General features: G+C 55.3%; 5 protein-coding genes. All 5 read right to left on the minus strand.

The features are described from left to right. Positions 1-212: 212 nt before the first annotated feature. The 5 genes from IGW03_RS36945 to IGW03_RS36965 all read right to left on the minus strand — a co-directional run bounded on the left by IGW03_RS36945 (position 213) and on the right by IGW03_RS36965 (position 5,510). The gene (locus IGW03_RS36945) at positions 213-1,880 is read right to left on the minus strand and encodes an electron transfer flavoprotein-ubiquinone oxidoreductase (RefSeq protein WP_194727366.1); all 1,668 of its coding nucleotides are present in this window, start codon (positions 1,878-1,880) and stop codon (positions 213-215) included. A gap of 203 nt (positions 1,881-2,083) precedes the next feature. Then, positions 2,084-3,064 carry a branched-chain amino acid ABC transporter permease gene (locus IGW03_RS36950; RefSeq protein ID WP_194727367.1) on the minus strand — a complete coding sequence of 327 codons (981 nt, stop codon included), beginning with the start codon at positions 3,062-3,064 and terminating at the stop codon, positions 2,084-2,086. 12 nt (positions 3,065-3,076) lie between these two features. After that, positions 3,077-3,964, minus strand: a complete 888-nt coding sequence (locus IGW03_RS36955) for a branched-chain amino acid ABC transporter permease (RefSeq protein WP_194727368.1) — start codon at positions 3,962-3,964, stop codon at positions 3,077-3,079. An 11-nt stretch (positions 3,965-3,975) separates the two neighbouring features. Then, positions 3,976-4,740, minus strand: a complete 765-nt coding sequence (locus IGW03_RS36960; RefSeq protein WP_194727369.1) for an ABC transporter ATP-binding protein — start codon at positions 4,738-4,740, stop codon at positions 3,976-3,978. Beyond that, on the minus strand, positions 4,740-5,510 hold the full coding sequence (locus tag IGW03_RS36965; protein ID WP_194727370.1) for an ABC transporter ATP-binding protein: 771 nt from the start codon (positions 5,508-5,510) through the stop codon (positions 4,740-4,742). The genes IGW03_RS36960 and IGW03_RS36965 overlap by 1 nt, the downstream gene beginning before the upstream one ends. Positions 5,511-6,187: the final 677 nt, after the last annotated feature.

Consider the following 6,187-nt stretch of genomic DNA (forward strand, 5'->3'; position numbering starts at 1 on the left):
TAACTCTATCGTCACCCATGGTGGCGGATTCCTTTCTGCTGAAATGTTTCGGTCTAGACAACCTTATTTCAGCAGCATCCGCCGCCTTCTTCAACTACCCCTCATCCACAACATTCCGTTATACCTCAGTTATGGAGACCAGTGACCTTTGTTTATGCTCTAACAGTCACCCCCTGCCCTAAGTTGTCACCACTCACTTTTCGCGCTTCGGCTTACATCCCCGCGTAATTCGGTCCGCCGCCGCCTTCCGGCGTAACCCAGACGATGTTCTGGGTCGGATCCTTGATGTCGCAGGTCTTGCAGTGCACGCAGTTCTGCGCGTTGATCTGCAGGCGGTCCTGGCCGGCATCGTTCTGCACATATTCGTACACGCCGGCCGGGCAGTAGCGCTGTTCCGGCCCCGCATACTGCGCCAGGTTGATGTTGACCGGCACGCTCGGGTCCTTAAGCGTCAGGTGCACCGGCTGCTCTTCCGCATGGTTGGTGTTCGAGATGAACACTGAGGACAGGCGGTCGAAGGTCAGCTTGCCGTCGGGCTTCGGATAGACGATCAGCTTGAAGTCCGATGCCGGGCGCAGGCACTCATGGTCGGCATGCTTGTGACGCAGCGTCCACGGCGCCTTGCCGCGGAGCAGTAACTGATCGATGCCCACCATCAGCGTGCCCTTGTACAGGCCCTGCGTCATGAACGGCTTGAAGTTGCGGCCCTTGTACAGCTCTTCATGCAGCCAGGAGGTCTTGAAGGCTTCCGGATAGGCGGTCAGCTCGTCCTGCGCGCGTCCGGCGCCCAGTGCCTCGAATGCGGCAACGGCTGCCATCATGCCGGTCTTCATCGCCGCATGGCTGCCCTTGATGCGCGACGCATTCAGGAAGCCCGCATCGCAGCCAATCAGCACGCCGCCCGGGAAGGTCAGCTTGGGCAGCGATTGCAGGCCGCCTGCCGTCAGCGCCCGCGCGCCGTAGGAAATGCGCTTGCCGCCTTCGAAGTATTTGCGGATTTCCGGGTGCGTCTTGTAGCGCTGGAACTCCTCATACGGCGACAGGTAGGGGTTCTGGTAGGCGAGACCCACCACGTAGCCGACCGCGACCTGGTTGTTTTCCAGGTGATACAGGAAGGAGCCGCCATAGGTGTCGGCATCGAGCGGCCAGCCGGCGGTATGGATCACCAGACCCGGCTTGTGCATCGTGGGATCGATTTCCCACAGCTCCTTGATGCCGATGGCATAGGTCTGCGGATCGGCATCCTTGTTGAGCTGGTACTTGGTCATGAGCTGCTTGCCGAGATGGCCGCGCGAGCCCTCGGCAAAGAAGGTGTATTTCGCATGCAGCTCCATGCCGAGCTGGAAGGCATCGGTCGGATTGCCTTCGCGGTCCACGCCCATGTTGCCGGTGGCCACGCCCTTGACCGAACCGTCCTCGTTGTACAGCACCTCGGCCGCCGGGAAGCCGGGGAAGATTTCCACGCCGAGCGATTCGGCCTGCTGGCCGAGCCAGCGCACCACGTTGGCCAGCGAGATCACATAGTTGCCGTGGTTCTGAAAGCAGGCGGGCAGCGCCCAGCCAGGTGTCTTGGTGGCTTTCTTTTCGGTCAGGAACAGGAACTGGTCTTCGGTGACGGGGGTGTTGAGCGGGGCGCCGAGTTCCTTCCAGTTGGGAAACAGCTCGTTCATGGCGATCGGGTCCATGACAGCGCCGGAGAGAATATGTGCGCCGACCTCGGAGCCTTTTTCCAGCACGCAGACGGAGACCTCACGGCCCTGTTCGGCGGCCAGTTGCTTGAGGCGGATGGCGGCCGACAGGCCGGCCGGGCCGCCGCCGACGATGACGACGTCGTATTCCATCGCTTCGCGTGGGCCGTATTGTTCAACTAGTGATGCCATATAATAAGTCAGTTCTTGAGTTAACCTTCGCGGCCACATCGAGGGGTAGATTTGAAATTACCAGTTCGCTCTGATGTCCTCTGATTTGTCGAGATGCCTGCCATAGGAAGAGCTGAACCTAGAAGGCTAAAACCATACAGCTTTAGGTTAAGCAATAGCACCACTAGCTGTATAGATGCCTCTGGGCGAGCAGTTTTTCTAAGTTAGCCCGTCCTATGTATTTTTACTCGTCCGAATAGGCCGGCAAGTTCCCCGACGACACCACGACGGAACGCCAAGACGCATACGATAAAAATGAAGCCCGTCACGATGGTGACTGACTCTCCAATGGAGTTGAACCACTCAATGTTTGTTAGCCGCGCCATCGCCGTGCCAAAATCACCCAGCTTGTTCTCAAGCACAATGATGATCACTGCCCCTACAATCGGTCCGGTCAGCGTCCCAAGCCCCCCCACCAACGTCATCAGCACTACCAGACCTGACATCGTCCAGTGCACATCTGTAAGCGTTTCAAACCCTAGCACCACCGCTTTTGTCGCCCCTGCCAGCCCAGCCAATGCCGCTGACAACACAAACGCCAGCAATTTGTAGCGGTCGGTATCGTAGCCCAGCGAGATTGCTCGCGGTTCGTTATCCTTGATCGCCTTGAGCACCTGGCCGAATGGAGAATGGACCGTGCGCGTAATTAGCATAAAGCTGGCTACCGCAATGGTCAGCACGGTGTAGTACATCCACATGTCATTGGCCAGATCGATCATCCCAAACAGTTTTCCACGTGGCACACCCTGCAGGCCATCCTCTCCCCCTGTGAACGGTGATTGCAGAAACACAAAAAACAGCATCTGCGACAACGCTAACGTGATCATGGTGAAGTAGATTCCCTGGCGGCGAATCGCCAACGCGCCGATGATCAGTCCAACAAGCGCGGCGAAAGCAGCTCCCAGAATCAAGCTGAGTTCAAACGGCACCCTTGTCGTCTTGAGCAGATAACCGGTAATATACCCGGCACCACCAAAGAAAGCCGCATGGCCGAACGACAGCAGGCCGGTAAAGCCAATGAGCAGATTGAATGCACAAGCAAACAACGCAAAGCACAGCACTTTCATCAGGAATACCGGGTAAATGAACACCGGCGCCGCCAATGCCACAGCCAGCAACACTACGTATCCTAGGTTCTTGTTCATGGTCATACCCTTCTATTTCTCTTTGCCGAACAGGCCGGCGGGACGAATCATCAGAACGATGGCCATGATGATGAAGACAACAGTAGCCGATAGCTCCGGGTAAAACACTCGCGTCAGGCCCTCTACCAACCCAAGCCCGAGGCCCGTGAGAATGGAGCCCATGATTGAACCCATCCCGCCGATTACCACAACTGCAAACACCACGATAATCAAATTCGACCCCATCAGCGGTGAAATCTGGATCACCGGCGCCGCCAGCACGCCTGCAAACGCGGCCAGCGCAACGCCGAAACCATAGGTGAGCGTCACCATCAACGGTACATTGATGCCAAACGCCTCCACCAGCTTGGGGTTTTCGGTGCCAGCCCGAAGATACGCGCCAAGCTTCGTTCTCTCAATGACATACCATGTAGACAGGCATACTACCAGCGAGGCGACCACGACCCAGGCGCGGTACTTGGGCAGCATCATGAAGCCAAGGTTGAACGCCCCGCCCAGCAGTTCCGGTACCGCGTAAGGTTGTCCGGAGACTCCGTAAAACGATCGGAACAGTCCTTCAAGCAGCAGGGTTACGCCAAACGTCAGAAGCAACCCATACAAATGATCAAGTTTGTAAAGCCATCGCAGCATGGTCTTCTCAAGGATCACGCCCATGACGCCGACCAGCAACGGCGCTGCCAGCAGCATGACGAAGTAATTGACCTCGAAATAGGTCAAGCCCATCCACGCCAGAAAAGCACCAACCATGTACATCGCGCCATGGGCAAAGTTGATTACGTTGAGTAGCCCGAAAATGACGGCCAGCCCGAGCGATAGCATTGCGTAAAATGAGCCGTTGACCAAGCCAAGAAGCAACTGGCTGAGCAAGGCCTGTGGTGGAATACCAAAAATATCAGTCATCACATGCCTCCTTACACGCCCAGCAATTCATTGAGTACAGGCATCTTCTCCTGCAGTTGACCCGCCGGGAATTGCTCAACAATCTGACCATGTTCCATGACATAGAAGCGGTCGGCCAGCGGTGCGGCGAAGCGGAAGTTCTGTTCCACCATAATGATGGTATAACCTTTAGCCTTGAGCGTGAGGATCATGCGAGCCAGGGTCTGCACAATCACAGGCGCCAGGCCTTCGGAGATTTCATCAAGCAGAAGAATGCGGGCGCCGGTACGCAAGATTCGAGCGACCGCCAGCATTTGCTGCTCGCCGCCGGACAGGCGGGTGCCTTGGCTATGGCGCCTCTCCCTGAGATTTGGGAACATCTCGTAGATCTCATCAACCGACATCCCCCTGGCGCCACCGGAGAGCAACGGCGGCAGCATCAGGTTTTCCTCCGTCGACAGCGACGAAAAGATGCCACGCTCCTCTGGGCAGTAGCCAACACCCAGATGGGGAATCTTATAGGTCGGCAGACTGATTGCCTCGGTGCCTGCGATCCGGATGGAACCCTTGCGAGTACCCGTCAGGCCCATGATGGCACGCAGGGCCGTGGTCCGCCCGGCCCCGTTCCGGCCAAGCAAAGTAATGACCTCACCCCGGTAAACAGTCAGATTCACGTCGTGCAGGATATGAGACTCGCCGTACCAGGCATGCAGACCCGAGATATGAAGAACTTCATCACGGCCCTGCAACAGATGGGTCGTTGTGGTTTCCGCGTTAGTATCAAGTACGGCACTCATCAGTGAGCTCCCTGTAGTTCGGCACTGGCGCTGCCCATATAGGCTTCCATCACCTGCGGATTGCTGGAAACATCACGATAGGAGCCCTCGGCTAGGATGCTGCCACGCTGCAGCACAGTAATGCGGTCAGAGATGCCAGAAATCACTGCCATATTGTGCTCGACCATGAGAATGGTGCGGCCAGTAGAGACCTTCTTGATCAGCTCGGTGACCCTACTGACGTCTTCATGTCCCATTCCTTGAGTTGGCTCATCAAGCAGCATCAGTTCAGGCTCCATGGCCAGTGTGGTGGCGATCTCAAGGGCCCGTTTCCTGCCGTAGGGAAGATCAACGGTCTGGGTGTCGGCGAGGGTGCCTAAGTCCACTTCGTCGAGGAGCGCCATTGCGCGATCGTCCAGCGTGGACAGCGATTGGCTGCTCTTCCAAAAATGAAAAGAAGTGTGTAACCGGCGCTGCAAGCCGACTCGAACGTTTTCCAGCACAGTCAAATGCGGAAAGACGGCAGAGATTTGGAAAGAGCGGATGATACCTCGGCGGGCAATGCTAGCCGGAGCGGCCCGGCTGATATCTTGCTGATTGAAGATAATCTGCCCTGTGGTCGGTTGAAGGAACTTCGTCAGCAAATTGAAGCAGGTAGTCTTGCCAGCTCCGTTGGGACCAATCAGAGCATGAATATCGCCACGCTTGACGCGGAGGTTCACGTTGCTCACGGCAGTAAAACCCTTGAATTCCTTGGTGAGATGTTTAGTCTCGAGTATCACATCATCCATCACGTCTCCGTCTTATTAGAATATTGATTTTCACTCAACGCCAGTCTCAGGACACAAACAATGGCCGTTCACCGGACAGCCGGAGTGACGTCAATACCTGGACTTAGTGGCTTGGGAAAGGAAATCCACCCTGACACTTGCAGGTATAGCAAATACCAATCAAAAAGATTGCCACAACTTCTCCTTTCCGACGATGGGCTACCTATTCTCGATCGATCCTTAAGGCAGATAGGCCTTGAAATAGCACACAAGAACTCGGAGTACTGCCTTCTGAGAAGAGTATTGTCATCATATCAACCATCCAACCACAAGTAAGCTTTCATCTATTTGCGTCTAGATGGTTACGCTTTTTTAAGCGAAACTCCATCAAGAAGCATTTGAAATTGCTACATTTCTCACTTTCATATCAATATCTTGACATATATCGCTATCCAATTCAAGATTGTCAGCGACTCAAAGAGAAAGTTTTTAGATAATTACCTAAGGAACGAAGGACTATGGGAATTCCCCAAGTCCTGCTTCGTCGGGTATCGCTTGGGGAAAATTTCATCTAGAGGCTGTTATGAACTAATGAAATAGCAACAAGTCCATGGCGGCATGGCTGCCAGAAAACCCTATCCAAGCGACGTGCAAGACGAAGAATGGGACTTCGTTGCGCCTTACCTATCGTTACTGCC

Source organism: Noviherbaspirillum malthae, assembly GCF_015352985.1.
In the GTDB taxonomy this organism is placed as follows: Bacteria; Pseudomonadota; Gammaproteobacteria; order Burkholderiales; family Burkholderiaceae_D; genus Noviherbaspirillum; species Noviherbaspirillum malthae.